This window comes from Paraburkholderia lebeckiae, assembly GCF_050436225.1.
In the GTDB taxonomy this organism is placed as follows: domain Bacteria; phylum Pseudomonadota; class Gammaproteobacteria; order Burkholderiales; family Burkholderiaceae; genus Paraburkholderia; species Paraburkholderia tuberum.
In genome coordinates, this window is the sequence record NZ_JBNDLU010000002.1 from 1,038,090 (window position 1) to 1,053,875 (window position 15,786).

The 15,786-nt window shown below is 62.0% G+C and carries 13 protein-coding genes; 2 read left to right on the forward strand and 11 right to left on the reverse strand.

Annotated elements, in window-relative coordinates; genetic code table 11:
- Positions 1-139: 139 nt before the first annotated feature.
- The 6 genes from OKW45_RS19500 to OKW45_RS19525 form a co-directional block, all read right to left on the reverse strand.
- Complete coding sequence (locus OKW45_RS19500; protein ID WP_429470560.1) at positions 140-745, reverse strand: hypothetical protein; 606 nt, start codon at positions 743-745, stop codon at positions 140-142.
- 85 nt (positions 746-830) lie between these two features.
- Entirely contained in the window at positions 831-1,439 is a 609-nt protein-coding gene (locus OKW45_RS19505) for a hypothetical protein (RefSeq protein ID WP_429470562.1), read from the reverse strand.
- Positions 1,432-2,763, reverse strand: coding sequence for a LysM peptidoglycan-binding domain-containing protein (locus tag OKW45_RS19510; RefSeq protein WP_429470564.1), 1,332 nt, complete (start codon positions 2,761-2,763; stop codon positions 1,432-1,434). The genes OKW45_RS19505 and OKW45_RS19510 overlap by 8 nt, the downstream gene beginning before the upstream one ends.
- Positions 2,760-5,234, reverse strand: a complete 2,475-nt coding sequence (locus tag OKW45_RS19515) for a type VI secretion system Vgr family protein (RefSeq protein WP_429473319.1) — start codon at positions 5,232-5,234, stop codon at positions 2,760-2,762. Before OKW45_RS19515 ends, OKW45_RS19510 begins: the two co-directional genes overlap by 4 nt.
- 287 nt (positions 5,235-5,521) lie before the next feature.
- On the reverse strand, positions 5,522-5,665 hold the full coding sequence (locus OKW45_RS19520) for a hypothetical protein (protein WP_429470565.1): 144 nt from the start codon (positions 5,663-5,665) through the stop codon (positions 5,522-5,524).
- Complete coding sequence (locus OKW45_RS19525) at positions 5,662-5,862, reverse strand: hypothetical protein (protein WP_018419563.1); 201 nt, start codon at positions 5,860-5,862, stop codon at positions 5,662-5,664. Before OKW45_RS19525 ends, OKW45_RS19520 begins: the two co-directional genes overlap by 4 nt.
- 196 nt (positions 5,863-6,058) lie before the next feature.
- Between OKW45_RS19525 and OKW45_RS19530 the strand changes: the two genes are divergently transcribed.
- The gene (locus OKW45_RS19530; RefSeq protein WP_429470567.1) at positions 6,059-6,310 is read left to right on the forward strand and encodes a contact-dependent growth inhibition system immunity protein; all 252 of its coding nucleotides are present in this window, start codon (positions 6,059-6,061) and stop codon (positions 6,308-6,310) included.
- A 161-nt stretch (positions 6,311-6,471) separates the two neighbouring features.
- Here OKW45_RS19530 and OKW45_RS19535 read toward each other — a convergent pair whose 3' ends face one another.
- Positions 6,472-7,170 carry an aspartate/glutamate racemase family protein gene (locus OKW45_RS19535; protein WP_429470569.1) on the reverse strand — a complete coding sequence of 233 codons (699 nt, stop codon included), beginning with the start codon at positions 7,168-7,170 and terminating at the stop codon, positions 6,472-6,474.
- 163 nt (positions 7,171-7,333) lie between these two features.
- Between OKW45_RS19535 and OKW45_RS19540 the strand changes: the two genes are divergently transcribed.
- Positions 7,334-8,635, forward strand: a complete 1,302-nt coding sequence (locus tag OKW45_RS19540) for an amidohydrolase family protein (RefSeq protein WP_429470571.1) — start codon at positions 7,334-7,336, stop codon at positions 8,633-8,635.
- A 126-nt stretch (positions 8,636-8,761) separates the two neighbouring features.
- Here OKW45_RS19540 and OKW45_RS19545 read toward each other — a convergent pair whose 3' ends face one another.
- The 4 genes from OKW45_RS19545 to fixL form a co-directional block, all read right to left on the reverse strand.
- Positions 8,762-10,867, reverse strand: coding sequence for a M3 family metallopeptidase (locus OKW45_RS19545; protein ID WP_429470573.1), 2,106 nt, complete (start codon positions 10,865-10,867; stop codon positions 8,762-8,764).
- A 324-nt stretch (positions 10,868-11,191) separates the two neighbouring features.
- A complete protein-coding gene (gene folD, locus OKW45_RS19550) occupies positions 11,192-12,055 on the reverse strand; it encodes a bifunctional methylenetetrahydrofolate dehydrogenase/methenyltetrahydrofolate cyclohydrolase FolD (protein ID WP_429470574.1) in 864 nt (287 codons plus the stop codon).
- A gap of 423 nt (positions 12,056-12,478) precedes the next feature.
- Positions 12,479-13,123 (reverse strand): oxygen response regulator transcription factor FixJ, encoded by a 645-nt coding sequence (gene fixJ, locus OKW45_RS19555; protein WP_018417512.1) that lies wholly within the window; start codon positions 13,121-13,123, stop codon positions 12,479-12,481.
- Positions 13,120-15,636, reverse strand: a complete 2,517-nt coding sequence (fixL, locus tag OKW45_RS19560; RefSeq protein ID WP_035470140.1) for an oxygen sensor histidine kinase FixL — start codon at positions 15,634-15,636, stop codon at positions 13,120-13,122. The genes fixJ and fixL overlap by 4 nt, the downstream gene beginning before the upstream one ends.
- Positions 15,637-15,786 lie beyond the last annotated feature (150 nt).

The window sequence follows — 15,786 nt, forward strand, 5'->3', positions numbered from 1 at the left end:
CAAGGACGGGACGGTCGCCTGACTACCTCAGCGGGACAACCTTTTGGACCAGCGGCGTCCGATGATGGAGGCATGGGCGGCGCATATCTGTTCCGTGGCGCGAAGGGCACCGCGCGCCGGCCGTCTCCCGGATGGTAAATTACTGAGTCGGTCTCCAAGCCTCGAACGTAATCGGATGCTTTCTGTCTGCTTTCGTAACATGGGGCGGATCTGCCAGCATGGCATCGCCGCTTGAGGCGGGGTTAAGACGCCAGCTTTGCGCAATCTCGTTGTGGAACAACCAATTATGCTGCTTCACGTCGTAATGGAACGTAATGTAATCCGTCCAGTGATTTCCACAGGCCACACTATTCTGGACCGTAAAGTAACGATCTTTAATTGCTAACCCGTTGTCACCGCTATCTGTGAAGGGCTCGCACTGCCCACCTTCGTCGGCCTGCATGACAACAGCGTCATTCCGTGTCGCGAGTCTGAACGTCCCATCGATATTTTGAGTAAAGATAAGTAGAGGGCGCACAGACGGCCGCTGCATAGTGTCAACAGGATGATGGATGACGATCAGATAGTCTTGACGATTATCATCAGTTAGCTGGCCCACTGCGTAGCTCAATACCTCAAACCCCTTCGGTATGAGTTTGACAATGTTTGCTGGCAATACAGCTGCGTGGACCATGCCCGCCGTCAACAGGGCAAGTAAGAAACAATTTTTTGCACAATCAATTCTGCGAAAAAAATTCAATTTCACGTCCTCATTCTTGGAAAGGCTGCCACGAAATATTTTTTAACAAAGGCGAAACAGTCAAAATGCCTACCCGCAAGGAGGGCTCGTGCTATTGGTTACATTCAGCAAGCCGTTTTCGTGCGGTAGCAAGCTCGCCAATCTGATTCCCCGGACCCAGGCAACTATCGTCCTGGCGGATCGAGAGTGAGCCGTCCGGGTGAGGGGTCAGCACAAGCAGCGCGGTGAAACGGTGATAGTTGTTCCCGATCTCGTCTATCGACTTGGCCGGGTCGATGCCACGACTGTATTGAACCGTCGTAAGCAATGCGGGCTGGCCCTTATACGTCACGGCAGAAACGCCTTCGATCCAGTTACAGACGTTTGTGTCGCTATGGTCCTGAATATTGACCCGGATGCCATTCACGTACCTGTAGTTTTGGTCAAAGAAATCGAATTCGCACCAGCCACGTCCGCCAGGATACCCGTGGGTAACAGGCTTTACGACTGGCGAAAGCATCGTGCTTGACGAAAGAAAATAAATACTTCCGTTTTCAAATTGCGTGCGGAAAGACTGTACTTCGTTTAAACGGAAGAAGTCCGGCCGCTGTTTTATTGAAACCTCAAGCCTGCCAATATCAAGTGCTCCGACCTTATTGCTTAGGGTTGTGGCTGCGGAAAAAACTGCATGTCCGTACAGGACAGCAAGCATGCTAAACATGTAGAGTGCCTGCCTTGATTTTTTCATAAGCCTCCCTGAGTTGAGTGTCGTAATTATTTTCACTGTAACCCGGTCCATTATAGAGCCAGGCGGCGTTTTCCCAATTTTTCTCAATTAACGCATTTCTCAACGTCCCACGCCCATATTTGGGATCACGCTTGCTCAGTGCGAAGGGTATAAACAAGTCGAGAAGATGTCTGCGCTCGGAAGTGCAGGCCGCTTCAAGAAACCTCTGTACAGTTAAAAAGCCCAAATCCCGGTAGTTCTCGCCTAACACCTGAAATTTACCCCACGAACAGGCCTGGATCGCTGCATCCGCATCCAGCAGGTATGCGCGCTCGAAACGTTCATACTGGTCTGCACCATATCGATCGTTCGGGGCGATGGGATGCCCAGCCTTGTCAAGTTTTTTCCGCGTATAGTGTTTTTCGCTGGAAATATCGGCGTTTGCCGCATCAAAGCGGTGATTCGAATGCTTAGAAAATTTATGCCTCTCATAGAGGATAGTCGGACGATGATTCCGGTCGAACGCCGCGACTCCCGATTCAACGTGGGCGAACGCCTTAATGACCGCTATTTCGCACGTGATAGTCCTTGCGGCTTGATCCCAATCGGCGTCTGTGATTTTTTCGCCCGTGTATAGCGCGAAATATTTTTGCAGGTCGGGCCGGTCCTTGCTGTAGTGCGTATCGGTCGCGCCCTGCGGAGTCCTGGTCTGCTGACCCTTCATGCCCTTGTCCGCGCCTTTTGCCGCTGGATGATGCATGTCACCGCTGGCCTGGTGCGGCGTACCAATCGGAACAGGCCTGGGCCTGGGTGCCGATGGTTGATCACTGACCGGCAAGCCGTCCGGCGTCTGCGGATGCGGCTCCATCCTGAGGGGCAGGACAATCCTGCGGCTCTTCAGCGTGACAAGCTTTTCGCCAATTCGCGCCTGGGTTTCGTGTATGAGCTTCCATGTGCCATCGAGCTTACGCACCTGAATGCGGACAACATCGCCTTCGGTCTTTGTAATGAACCGCTCACCAAGACCATTTAGCTGGCTCACCCCTTCAAACGCCGATGCACGCCCACTTTCGATACGGTAGCGCAGTCCCTTGATTGGATTGCGGTCCCGATCAATGAACAGTGGCACGACCGCACACACCTTCTTTTCGCTGACCACCAGCCGCTGACCAACGGTTAGCCGGTCGGGATTCTGAAGCCTGTTCATCTTTGCAAGCACGTGAGTTGTCGTGCCATAGGTCCGTGCAATCCCGCCCAGCGTATCGCCGGGCTGGACGACATAGACTTCCGGCGCATCCGTCATTGGATTGGCACTCATGCGGTTTCCTCCTCGTCCCCGTTGTCGATTAGCGTTTGCTCGTCGGCATCCCATCCGGTCGTGCCAACCCATACCTGCGCATCCGTGGCTTTCCGGCTGAAGAAGCGCGGGCCGGAGCCTGCTTCGTCCAGCAGGCCGGAATCCAGTTGGGTGCCCGTCTTGTTCGTCACGACGTAGGGAAGGTTCGCCCAGGGACAACCGAGACGTTCTGCAGCAAAAGCTGCCCTGGAAAGGTCAACCCGGTTGCTGAAAAGGTGTTCGTCCGGAGAAAGCGGAAGCGCAGACACCGGGATGTGCAGCGACGCCTTGCCCTGCTTCTGCACGGTGATGGTCTTGATGAACAGGTCGAGCGGGCCGCCCAAGGTGATGCTGCCGTCCTTCATGTGGATGAACGCACCGCCGCATTCGAGGATGATTTCCTTCGCGGCAGACAGATTGACCTTGCCGTTGACGCTGGCAACGTTCACGTCCTTGTCCGCAATGAGGGACATCGGGCCACTCTGGGCCTGGACTTCAACCGGACCTTTGGCGGCAAAAATCCTGATGCCAAACTTCTGCGCGAACAGCGACAGCTTTTCGCCCGCCGCAATCGTAAAGCGCTTGACCACGCTCCAGTCGGCGTTCTTCCCTGCGACGGTCGAGATGCTATCCTGCGCCGAAAACTGTACGCCGCCGCCCGCGACAAGCGCCGCCGAGGCGGGCGTGCTCATCAGCAGGCCCGGCTGCTTCAGGCCGTCCAGATCGTCCTTCATCTGCTGCTGCGCGTCGGTATCGGCAGGCTCGGCCTTCGCGCTCGCGGCCGATGCGGCGAGCGCCTTTGCGGTCGCCAGCGCGCTTTCAAGCTGCGCGATGGTCTCCTGCATGTCAAGCTGCTTGCCGGTGGCGCCGGGACGGTCATAGGTCGTAACCATCACGCCTTTGCCTGCGCGAAGCGCCCCCCAGCCCGACGATCTGAGCTCATACCCTTCGCCCCTATATTCGAGCTTGCTGTTGACGAGGTAGCCGAGATTCAGTTGCGACTTGCCCGAATGGTCGGTGCTGAGCTTGACGCCTTCCTGACCCTCCCAGTCCTCCATACGCAGCTTGTTGTTTTTCTGCGTGCGGATCGTGTTGCGCGAGAGCCAGCGGCGGTCATTCGTCACCAGGTCGCGCGCCTGGCTGTGGTGATGGAAAGCCGTGATTTCCGGCTTGTCCGGGTCCCCGTCCCTGAAGGAGATGACTGCTTCGTCGTTATCCAGCGCAACGAAGTGCATGCCGGTCTGCAGCTTGCCCGCGAACGGTTTCGCGAGACGCAGCGGCACGCTCTCACCGCCGTTGGGCCAGGTGCCGAAATCGGCATCGAGCCGAACCACGTAGTAGCCTGCGGAATTCAGATAGCCATAGGTGTACTTGTCCGGGCTGCAAATACGAGCGGAGAGCGTTCCCGGAATTTTTGGCCAGGTCTCGGGCTTCAGTTCCAGCCGGAAACGCCGGTCGGCAGGGATCGCCTTGTAGCTGTTGGTGTAGGATGCGTCGCGCGCGCCGCTGTGCGTGACCTCGATCACGACCTGACCTTTGGGCGCATCGGGCAGCACGATATCCGTTTCGAGTACGCTCGCGCACTGCAATGCGAGCACGTTGCTCTCGCCCTCATACACGATCTGGCGGGCAATGGCCGCCTCGTGGCGGAGCTGCGCCTCCCACTTGGCCCCGGCCTGGTCCAGGTGGTTCGTGCCATAGAGGTACGGCTGGCCGTAGGTGGTCGGATCGGCAGGCGCGACATTCGCCGTGTCGCGCAAACGCTCCCAGGCGCCTTCCGGGTTGTAGTCTGCCACGATGAACGATTGCGGCACCGTCACGGTATGGGTCCTGATGACCGTGACGGCTTCCACCCCGTCCGCTTCGAGTCCCGCCGCCTCGCGGTACGGCACGATCCGTTGCGGCTCGTCGTAGAGGTAGTGGTCGATGTCATCGGCAAAAACGGTCATGTCGCCATGTTCCGTTTCCACGATATAGCTGTAGATGCCGGCCTTCTGCATCAACATCTGGACATAGGCCAGATCATTCACCTGGTACTGGAAACGCCACGCGTGAACCGGATACTGGCGGCGCAGGCGGACCGCCATCAGGTGAGCCGGGATACCGTGCCGGCCCAGGACGGCCTGGATAATCTGCGGTGTCGTGAGGTGCTGGTAAGGCTGGGTGGTCGTGACGGCGGCGAGCCGCCCGAAGTGCGACCTCAGCGTGATCGCATACTTCGTAAAATCCTTCGCTGTCTGAATGGTCGAGAAGCGCTCGATATAGCCCGAGAACTTCCGTACGGTCCCGTCCCCGGCCACGATGGTGAACACCGCGTCGAGGTTGAGATAGTCCGAGCGCAGCAGTTGCTGCGGGTGGCTCAACTCGATATGGACGACGTTGGGTTCGCCCATCGTCTCGGTGGCCGTGAACGAAACGACCGATAAGGCTGACGCGCTGTCGGTGCCTGGCACCGACAGGTGGCACGCCTGGTGCCCCGTGATACCCTGGCTTAACGGGTCGAATTCTGCCACTCCCTGCTCCTTGAAAAGACCAGCGACACAGCATTGGCTGTAAAACCCGTTAACTGACCATTTAGATTTCGCGAGGTCAACGGAAACAATATGAGATAGGCGCATCTTGACAATCGTTAAAGAAAATCCGGCACATGTGATTCATTGCGCATCAGAACGGCTCCGGCCGCCCTCGCCTGGCAAGCGACTTGACACTTCCTGCCGCCGGCCCAAGAAAAACAAGACAATCAGCACGACACACAGCAACAAGGCGCATATCGTTTGCGCAGCGCCTCTCCATAGAATTGCAGCAGCGTGACGGGCAGGACATCATGGCGGCCACCCTTGATCCAGGCTTTGGTGAAAGCCGGAAGTATCGGAAGCGTGCTCATGCTGCGCCTCCGTTCAGCAGCAGGGCGAGGTCCGAGACTTTCCAGGCGAGACGACCATTGATGCGGATCGGACCATTTTCGAGGCAGGCCAACTTGCGCAACGTCTGCGGCTTGCGGTTAAGCACAGCGGCGGCTTCATCAGTCGGCAGGACTTGCAGCAATCCAGCGCGCTGCATCAGCGAGTTGACCATCTGCATCTGAAACCTCATCTGTCGTTAGAGCAGACTCAATTTCAGAATCGGCGCATACGCCTGTCAAACAATCAACGCGCCCGCTGAGCGCTTTGTCTGGCGCGGGTTTGCGGTGTACGTTGGATCGGGGCATTGAATCGGCGCAGGGTTGAACCGGCGCGCCGATTCAACGCCGAATCAAACCTATCAGGGGGACCACCTCATGAGAACGCATTTCGGCCAGGACTTCGACCTGTTCGGAGAAACCGTCCCGGAAATAGTCGCGGGTTACAAGCAGGACAGTCCTCATGATTACGCCAATTTAGTTCGGGAAATAGACTCGTTCAGGAACGAACACCCGCACGATCGGGCCATTGCGTTCGATCAGATGTATGGGCGCGGATTTTCTCCCGAGCCGTGGGGCTACACCGTCGCCTCTTTTCTTGACGAGATCCAGCGCCTCCTCAACGCGTAATCGGCTTGTTGCAAGGCGCGGACAGTTCCATCCGGACCGATGTGTATGCACGGGACGTTATGAGTGTCGATCTATCGCTTTCGACTCGCGCCTTCTCTCACCGACAAAGGGAGGCGAATCTGTTTTCCTTCCGGCGCAAAACCAGAGTCCCGCGCCCATCCTCACTCCGACCCGATCGCCCACTCCACCGCCGCCTGCGCATGCAACGCAGTAGTATCGAACACAGGCAGCACCGAATCTTCCGGCTTGATCAGCAGCGTGATCTCTGTGCAGCCGAGTATCACCGCCTGCGCGCCACGCGCGGCCAGGTGCTCGATCACGCGTTGATAAACCTTGCGCGACGCGTCGGCCACGTTGCCGTGGCATAGCTCGTCGTAAATGATGCGGTGCACGTCCGCGCGCTCATCGTCTTCAGGCACGAGCGTGTCGAGTCCATAGCGCTCGCGCAGCCGGCCCATATAGAACGTCTGCTCCATCGTGTAGCGCGTGCCGAGCAGGCCCACGCGCTCGATGCCCGCTGCGCGCAGCGCCGCGCCGGTCGGATCGGCGATGTGCAGGAACGGCACCGTGATTGCCTGCTCGATCGATTCGCACACGCGATGCATCGTGTTCGTCGCAAGGATCACGAGATCGGCGCCGCCGCGTTCGAGCTGGCGCGCGGCGTCGGCCATCTGCTCGCCGAGCGCGTGCCAGTCGCCGGCGCGCTGGTTCGCCTCGATCGACGCGAAATCGACGGTCAACAGCAGACTGCGCGCGTTGTGATGTCCGCCGAGCCGCGCCTTCGCGTGGCGGTTCAGCAGCCGGTAGTACTCGGTGGACGACTCCCAGCTCATTCCGCCGATCACGCCGATCGTTTTCATCTGTACGCTCCGTCATTGCATGGCCGAAACGGCGAGTATAGGCGCGTCGCATCGCGCGCAGCCGGTACGGAATTCGGCCTGCGCGCCGGTACGCATCGGTGCCCGCATTTTTCTGGCGCCGATAGAATCGTAGCGAGTCCGAACGCGATCAACCGGAGCGAACATGGATCTGATCATCCGCCGCGCGACGCTGCCGCGCAGTGCCGCCCAGCTGTCCCCGCATCACCAGTCCCCAATCGACATCGGCGTCGACGCGGGCCGTATCGTCGCCATCGAGCCGAACCTGGCCGCGAGCGCGCGCGACGAAATCGACGCAGCCGGTTCGCTCGTCACGCCGCCATTCGTCGACCCGCATTTCCATATGGACGCGACGCTGTCGTACGGTTTGCCGCGCGTGAACGCGTCGGGCACGCTGCTCGAAGGCATCGCGCTATGGGGTGAGCTGAAGCCCGAGCTCACGCAGCAAGCGCTGATCGAACGCGCGATGCAGTATTGCGATTGGGCGGTCGCGCGCGGCCTGCTCGCGATCCGCAGCCACGTCGACGTGTGCGATCCGCGTCTGCTCGCGGTCGAGGCATTGCTAGAAGTGAAGCGCCGCGTCGCGCCGTATCTCGATCTGCAATTGGTCGCCTTCCCGCAAGACGGTCTGCTGCGCAGCGCCGGGGCGTTCGACAATCTGAAGCGCGCGATCGACATGGGCGTCGACGTGGTCGGCGGCATTCCGCATTTTGAGCGCACGATGGCCGACGGCGCCCAGTCGGTGCGCATGCTGTGCGAGTACGCGGCCGAAAAGGGCCTGCGCGTCGACATGCATTGCGACGAATCGGACGATCCGCTGTCGCGCCACATCGAAACGCTCGCGGCCGAAACGCACCGGCTCGGCCTGCACGGACGTGTCGCCGGTTCGCACCTGACGTCGATGCATTCGATGGACAACTACTACGTGAGCAAGCTGTTGCCGCTGATGCGCGAGTCGGGCGTCGCGGCGATCGCGAATCCGCTGATCAACATCACGCTGCAAGGCCGCAGCGACACATACCCGAAACGGCGTGGCATGACGCGGGTGCCGGAGATGCTGGCCGCGGGCATAACGGTCGCGTTCGGCCACGACTGCGTGATGGACCCGTGGTACAGCCTTGGTTCGGCCGACATGCTCGAAGTCGCGCAGATGGGCCTGCATGTTGCGCAGATGACCAGCGTCGACGGCATGCACGCCTGTTTCGACGCGGTGACCGTGAACGCGGCGCGCATTCTCGGTCTGGAAGACTATGGCATCGCGCCCGGATGCGCGGCCAATCTCGTCGTGCTCGATGCGCGCGACGAGGTCGAGGCGATCCGTCTGCGCGCCGCGCGGCTCGTGGTGGTGAGCCGGGGCAGGGTGGTCGGCCGCGCGCCGGCCGCGAGCGTGTCGTTATCGCTAGAAGGGCGGCCTGAGCAGGTCGATTTCAAGCTGCATCGCGCGTAGCGACGTATCTCGCGCATCAATGAAAAACCGGCGGCCTGCTTGCGCAGACCGCCGGTTTTTCTATCGGCATCGTTCATTCAGCGCCATCGCATCCAGGCCGAACGATCATCGCGACGTTTCAATCGCTCAGTGCGCGGCACCCGGCGCCATGCCGTTATGCCGCAGCAGCGCATCGATATTCGGCTCGCGGCCACGAAACGCCTTGAACGATTCCATCGCCGGACGGCTGCCGCCCACTTCGAGAATCTCGCGACGATAACGCATGCCGGTCGTCTGATCGAGCACGCTGCCCGCGGCTTGCGCGGCTTCCTCGAACGCCGCGTACGCGTCGGCCGACAGCACTTCCGCCCACTTGTAGCTGTAGTAGCCGGCCGCGTAACCGCCCGCGAAAATATGGCTGAACGTATTCGGCCAACGCGAGAACGGCGCTTGCGGCACGACATGGAAGCGCTCGTTGATTTCGCGCGCGAGTTCGTTGGCGCTCTTCGCGCCGTTCGCATCGAAGCCCGTATGCAGTTGCATGTCGAACATCGAGAACACGATCTGCCGCAGCGTGCCGAGGCCGCTCTGAAAGTTCTTCGCGGCGAGCATCTTGTCGAACAGCTCGCGCGGCAGCGGCTTCGCAGTATCGACGTGCGAGGTCATGTCGGATAGCACGTCCCACTCCCAGCAAAAGTTCTCCATGAACTGCGAAGGCAGCTCGACCGCATCCCATTCGACGCCGTTGATGCCCGACACGCCGAGCTCATCGACGCGCGTGAGCATGTGATGCAAGCCGTGGCCGAACTCATGGAACAGCGTGATCACTTCGTCGTGCGTAAAGCAGGCGGGCTTGCCGCCGACCGGCGCCGAGAAATTACAGGTTAGATACGCGACCGGCGTTTGCACCGCGCCATGCGCGAGCTTGTGACGGCCGCGCGCGTCGTCCATCCATGCGCCGCCGCGCTTGCCTTCGCGTGCATACAGGTCGAGATAGAACTGCGCGACGAGGCCGCCGTCCTGATTCTCGACGCGGAAGAAGCGCACGTCCGGATGCCAGACGGCCGCTTCGTCGCGGCGGATGCGCACGCCAAACAGCGTCTCGGTGACCTTGAACAGGCCCTTGAACACCGCGTCTTCCGGGAAGTACTGCTTCACTTCGTTTTCCGAGAACGAATAGCGTTTCTGACGCAGACGCTCGGCGGCGAACGTCATATCCCACGGCTGCAGATCGGTCATGCCGAGTTCGCTCGCCGCAAATTCGCGCAGCTCTTTCCAGTCCTGCTCGGCATGCGGACGCGCGCGCGTCGCGAGGTCTTCGAGGAACGCCATCACCTGCGCCGGCGATTCGGCCATCTTCGGTGCGAGCGACACTTCGGCGAAGTTGCCGTAGCCGAGCATCTGCGCTTCTTCGGCGCGCAGCTTCAGTTCGTCGGCGAGCACCTGGGTGTTGTCCCACTCGGTCTTGCCGTTGCCGTATTGCGCGCCGAGTTCGGACGCGCGCGTCACGTACGCGCGATACATCGCTTCACGCATCGGACGGTTCTCCGAGTACTGCATGACCGGGAAATACGACGGGAAGTGCAGCGTGAACTTGTAGCCGGTCTTGCCGTCGCGTACAGCCGCTTCCTTCGCGGCTTCGATCACGTCTTCGGGCAGCCCCGCCAGTTGCGTTTCGTTGCCCGCATCGACGATGTACGCATACGCGTTGGTCGCATCGAGCACGTGATCCGAAAATGCCTTCGACAGCGCCGCCTGGCGCTCCTGCAATTCGGCGAAACGCGGCTTCTGGTCTTCCGGCAACTCGGCGCCGGACAGACGGAAATCACGCAGCGCGTTGCTGAGGATTTTTTTGCGTTCGCCGTTCAGCGATGCGAATTCGTCGCTGGCGTTCAGTGCCTTGTACTTCTCGTAGAGCGCGAGATTCTGGCCGACGCTCGACCAGAACTCGGTCACGCGCGGCAGGTTTTCGCCGTACACGGCGCGCAGCTCGGGCGTATCGGCGACGGCATTGAGATGACCGATCACGCTCCACGCGCGCGACAGCGGCTCGGTGGCGCGCTCGACCGGTTCGACGACGTCGGCCCACGACGCGGGCGTGGCCGGCAGCGCGGCACGCTCGACGGCGGCCGCCGCGTCGGCGAGCAGCACGTCGAGGGCGGGCGTCACGTGTTCGGGTCGGATGGAGCCAAAGCGCGGCAGATCGGAAAAATCGAGGAGCGGGTTGTCTTGATGCGTGGCGGTAGTGGACATAAGGCTTCCTGTCTGACGCGGGTGAAGGGGGCGGTGCGGCGCTCGCGCGTGCCGTCTCGTGGTGGGTCGCTCGACGCTCGGCGCATGGCGGCACCGGCTATGGACATTATTGGGGCGGGGGGCGCCGATTCCAATCCATCGGCTGACAAATTAACAGATGTTGCGGCGCGCTGGGCGCGCGTTGGGGCGGGGCGTGGCGTGGGCCGCGGGTTCCGGCGACGCGGTAAGGAGGTGGTGCTTCTGCGAGAGAGAAGGGCGGGTGATGTCCCCGGGGAACGAGACGGATGAGTCGCCTCACTCCGCCTCGCGCTCACCGCCCGGCGGTTACGCCTTGGTCGCGTCCGCCTCGCGCTCGGCCGCTTCGATCGTGTTGACCAGCAGCATCGTGATCGTCATCGGGCCGACGCCGCCCGGCACCGGCGTGATGTGGCCGGCCACTTCCTTGACACCCGCGAAGTCGACGTCGCCGCACAGCTTGCCGGCGTCGTCGCGATTCATGCCGACGTCGATCACGGTCGCGCCCGGCTTCACCATGTCCGCGGTCAGGATGTTGCGCAGGCCGGTCGCGGCGACCACGACGTCGGCGTTGCGCGTGTGCGCGGCCAGATCGCGCGTCTTGCTGTGGCAGATCGTGACGGTCGCGCCCGCTTCGAGCAGCAGCAGCGCCATCGGCTTGCCGACGATGTTCGAGCGGCCGATCACGACCGCGTTCGCGCCCTTCAGATCGATGCCGTAGGCCTCGAACATCTTCATCACGCCGTACGGCGTGCACGGACGGAACAGCGGCTGACCCGTCAATAGCGCGCCCGCATTGGCGACGTGGAAACCGTCGACGTCCTTCTCGGGCGCGATCGCCTCGATCACCTTGTGGCTGTCGATGTGCTTCGGCAGCGGCAACTGCACGAGAATGCCGTGGATGGCCGGATCGCGATTCAGCTCGTCGATGCGCGCGAGCAGGTCGGCTTCGGGCAGATTGGCCGGATAGCGGTCAAACGACGAGCCGAGGCCGTTGTCGTGGCAGGCCTTTACCTTGTTGCGCACATACACTTCGCTGGCCGGATTGTCGCCGACCAGAATCACGGCGAGGCCCGGCTGATGGCCGCGGGCGGTCAGGGCGGCGGCGCGCGCCGCGACGTCGGCGCGCAGGGTCTTGGAGAGGGCGAGGCCGTCGATCAGTTTGGCTGTCATGGTCGGTCGAACGTTGGGTCGAGATTGGGATCGGGAATCAGGTCGGGACAGGCGATTTGGCAGGCGGGGCGAAGCGCTCGCGCGGAGGGGCGCGCGACGGCGTGCTTCGGCTGGCTGACGGAGCCCCGTCGCCCTGCGAGAGGCGCGCTTCGGGTTCGGGCAAGGCGCCGCCGCGAAGTCAAACATTATACCGGCGCGGGGGCGCGCTTCCGCAGTCGATTCGGGGCGCTGCGCGCGTGGGAGCGTCCGGGATGTGAGGCGGCGGTCCTGTGGCAGCAAGGAAGCGCACTGCGAGCGCCGGGGCAGGCCGCTCGCACGCCGGACTCGGCGTCGGTCAGACCGTCGCGAACCGGCGACGCAACCGCCACGGATGGCGGCCACGTACCAACGGCCCCTCCGAACGAAGGGCCGCCCGTGCCTCTGTTACTGCGCCGTTTGCGGCTTGTTCGACAGCGCGAGTCGCAGCAGATCGGCGACCGTGTTGACGTTCAGCTTTTCCATGATGTTCGCGCGATGCGCTTCGACCGTCTTGATGCTGATGCCGAGGTCGTCGGCGATCTGCTTGTTCAGGCGGCCCGCGATGATCCGCTCGAGCACCTGATGCTCGCGCGCGGTCAACTTGCCGAGGCGCTCGGCCGCGGCGCGCTGCTGCTGGACGCTGGTGCTTTCGCTGCGTGCCTTGTTGAGCATGCGCTCGACGAGCTTGCGCAGTTCGGCTTCGTCGAACGGCTTTTCGATGAAGTCCATCGCGCCTTTTTTCATCGTCGACACCGCCATCGGCACGTCGCCGTGGCCCGTCACGAAGATGATCGGCAACGACGCGTTGTCGGCGATCAGGCGTTCCTGCAACTCGAGCCCGCTCATGCCGGACATCCGCACGTCGAGGATCAGACACGCGATCTGGCCCGGATGCTGATGCGGCTGCCATGCGTCGATGAACTGCTCGGCGCTCGAGAAGCACTGAACGCGGTAGCCGTTCGCCTCCAGCAGCCAGCGCAGCGAATCTCGCACGGCCTCGTCGTCGTCGACGACAAAGACGGTTTCCTGTGTGGTGACTGGGCTGTTCATAGCTCTCCCGTAACGGTTTGTGGTATCGGCGCCTCGGACCCGCCGTTGCTCGGGCCGTCAGGCTCCCCAATGGGCAGACTGCAATGGAACGTGGCGCCCGTGATGTGGCCGTCGGATTCGACGTTGTTGACCACCCACAGACGGCCGCGGTGCGATTCGATAATCGAACGGCAAATGTTCAGCCCCATGCCCATGCCATCGGACTTGGTGCTGTAAAACGGTTCGAACAGACGCTCGGCGGTCGCTTCGTCGACGCCGGGCCCCTGGTCGACGACGCTGATGCAAACGAATCCGCTCTCCAGTCGCACGACCACGCGGATGACTGGGTCGACCGCGTTGGGGCGCGCTTCGGCCATCGCTTCGACGCCGTTCTTCAGCAGGTTCACGAGCACCTGCTCGATCAGCACCGGATCGACGTAGATCACCGGCAGCCGCGAGCGCAGATCGGTAACGATGCGAATCCGCCGCTTCCTTGCCTCGATTTCGGCGAGACCCACCGCGTCCGCGACGATATCCGCGACCCGCGTGGCCTGCCGCTTCGGCTCGCTGCGCTTCACGAACTCGCGGATGCGCTTGATGATCATGCCGGCGCGCACCGCCTGCTGCGCAGTCTTTTCGAGCACCGGCAGCAGATTGTCGGGCGTCGTTCGACCGGATTTAACCAGTGCGACGGTTCCGGAGCAATAGTTATTGATGGCGGCGAGCGGCTGGTTCAGTTCGTGCGCGAGCGACGAGGCCATTTCACCCATCGTCATCAGGCGGCTCGTGAACTGCAGCTTCTCGTCCTGCTGGCGCGCGAGTTCCTGCGCGCGCTTGCGGGTCGTGATGTCGGTCGCGATCTGCATCTGCGCAAGATGGCCGTCGACCCACTGGATGTACTGGCGTCGCACCTCGAACCACTTCTGGATGCCGGGGATGTAGATTTCCTGCGCGTCGGCGGCGCTTTCGGTCAGCGCGGCGGCGGGCAGGCCGACGAAGGTGTCGACCATGTCGATCGAATCGGACGACGCCTGCGAGCTGTCGAAGCCGCCGCCCGCGAGTTCGAGGTGGCCGTCCGGGCGGATGCCGAACAGATGCCGGTAGTAGCGGTTCGCGAACAGCAGCTCGGCTTCATCGGCGGCGAGCACGGACACCGCGGCATCGAGGCTTTCGAGCACGGTCGTGAAGCGTTCGTGGGCGGCGGCGAGCTCTTCGCGCGCGCGCTTCGGCTCGGTGATGTCGGTCATCGACGACATCCAGCCGGTCTGGCGGCCCGAGCTGTCGATCAGCGGCGACACGTAGAGCCGCGCGTGGAACGTCGAGCCGTCCTTGCGCCGCACGCGCAACTCGAAGCCGGACGAGGGCGCCTTGCCACGCAGTGTCATGTCGAGCTGGCGCTGCATTTCGGGGTATGCATCGCGCGGCCAGTAGGCGAACGGTGCGCTCTTGCCGACGAGGTCGCTTTCGTCCCAGCCGGTCATGCGGCAGAACGCCGGATTCACGTGCGTGATGCGGCCGTGCATGTCGAGCACGCGCATGCCGATCAGCACCGAATTTTCCATCGCGCGGCGGAAAAACGCTTCCGCGTAGAGCGCCTGCTGCGCCTCGAAGCGCTGGCGCGTGTGCTTCCACAGACTCCACAGGCTCCACAGCACGAAGCAGGAGAGGCCGGCCACCAGCCACACCAGCGTGTTGTTCGTGAAGTTGGTGATCTGCGGGAACGCGTACACGCGCACCGAAATGCCTTGGCCCGGCGGGTCGAGCGGCAGGTCGTAGAACATGTCGCGCGGCAGGCGCGGGCGGGTCGACGTGGTGGTCAACTCGCGGTTGTTCACGTCGATGATCGAGATCTTGTATTTGGCCGACAGCTCGGGCGGGATGTCGCGCTTCAGAATGCCTTCCACCGAGAACACCGCGGCGATGGTGCCGAGGAAATCGCGGTCGCGGAAGATCGGCGTTTGCAGCGTGATGAAGCCGTTGCCGAGGTCGTCGTAGATGAGCGGCGAGTACACCTGGCGGCGCGTGTTGCGCGCCTCTGCGAAGCCGGCCTTGACAGCCTCGTCCATCTGCGCGTCGTTCGGACGCGCGAGCCGCTGGCCGAGAACCGGCGGCGCGGCGTTGGGCCAGCGCGGCTGCTGCTGGCCCGTGTACCAGTTCATGTAGAGGATCTCAGGATGCCCCTGCATGATGTCCGTGGTGCTCACCTGGAACGAATGCTCGTCGGCATGGCCGGCGGCGAGGTCGCGCGCGAGCGCCTGGATCTGCTCCTGCGCGCCCGTCATCGACAGGCGGATCTGCTGCTGCGCCCACGCGACGTTGCGGTACAGCGTGTCTTCCTGCTGTTGCTGCTCGCGCCGGTTCAGACTCCACAGAATCAGACTCATGACGACCAGGAACACCAGGATCGACAGGAGCGGCGTCAGCAAATAGGAATTGGACCACCAGGGTCCGTGGTGCCAGCGCGAGGACGGCGACGAATCCGCCGGCGAACCCGCGGTGCGCGCCGAGCGAGAGAAGAGCCGTTCGGTCAACATGCGTGGCATTGTAGCTCAGCACGTCCCCGACAAATGACGCAAAAAAGCACGGAAAGTGCAGTTGATCGGCGCAAACTAGCCGACGGATCAGTCGATCGGCAGTCAAACCAGGTTGCGTTGCAGCAATTTTCCGCATTATGAGAATTGATC

Excerpts from the sequence above, each read along its gene's own strand:
- OKW45_RS19505 (WP_429470562.1), bottom strand. The coding sequence starts at position 1,439 with ATGTTTAGCATGCTTGCTGTCCTGTACGGACATGCAGTTTTTTCCGCA.
- OKW45_RS19510 (WP_429470564.1), bottom strand. The coding sequence starts at position 2,763 with ATGAGTGCCAATCCAATGACGGATGCGCCGGAAGTCTATGTCGTCCAG.
- OKW45_RS19520 (WP_429470565.1), bottom strand. The coding sequence starts at position 5,665 with ATGAGCACGCTTCCGATACTTCCGGCTTTCACCAAAGCCTGGATCAAG.
- OKW45_RS19525 (WP_018419563.1), bottom strand. The coding sequence starts at position 5,862 with ATGCAGATGGTCAACTCGCTGATGCAGCGCGCTGGATTGCTGCAAGTC.
- OKW45_RS19530 (WP_429470567.1), top strand. The coding sequence starts at position 6,059 with ATGAGAACGCATTTCGGCCAGGACTTCGACCTGTTCGGAGAAACCGTC.
- OKW45_RS19535 (WP_429470569.1), bottom strand. The coding sequence starts at position 7,170 with ATGAAAACGATCGGCGTGATCGGCGGAATGAGCTGGGAGTCGTCCACC.
- OKW45_RS19540 (WP_429470571.1), top strand. The coding sequence starts at position 7,334 with ATGGATCTGATCATCCGCCGCGCGACGCTGCCGCGCAGTGCCGCCCAG.
- OKW45_RS19545 (WP_429470573.1), bottom strand. The coding sequence starts at position 10,867 with ATGTCCACTACCGCCACGCATCAAGACAACCCGCTCCTCGATTTTTCC.
- folD (WP_429470574.1), bottom strand. The coding sequence starts at position 12,055 with ATGACAGCCAAACTGATCGACGGCCTCGCCCTCTCCAAGACCCTGCGC.
- fixJ (WP_018417512.1), bottom strand. The coding sequence starts at position 13,123 with ATGAACAGCCCAGTCACCACACAGGAAACCGTCTTTGTCGTCGACGAC.
- fixL (WP_035470140.1), bottom strand. The coding sequence starts at position 15,636 with ATGTTGACCGAACGGCTCTTCTCTCGCTCGGCGCGCACCGCGGGTTCG.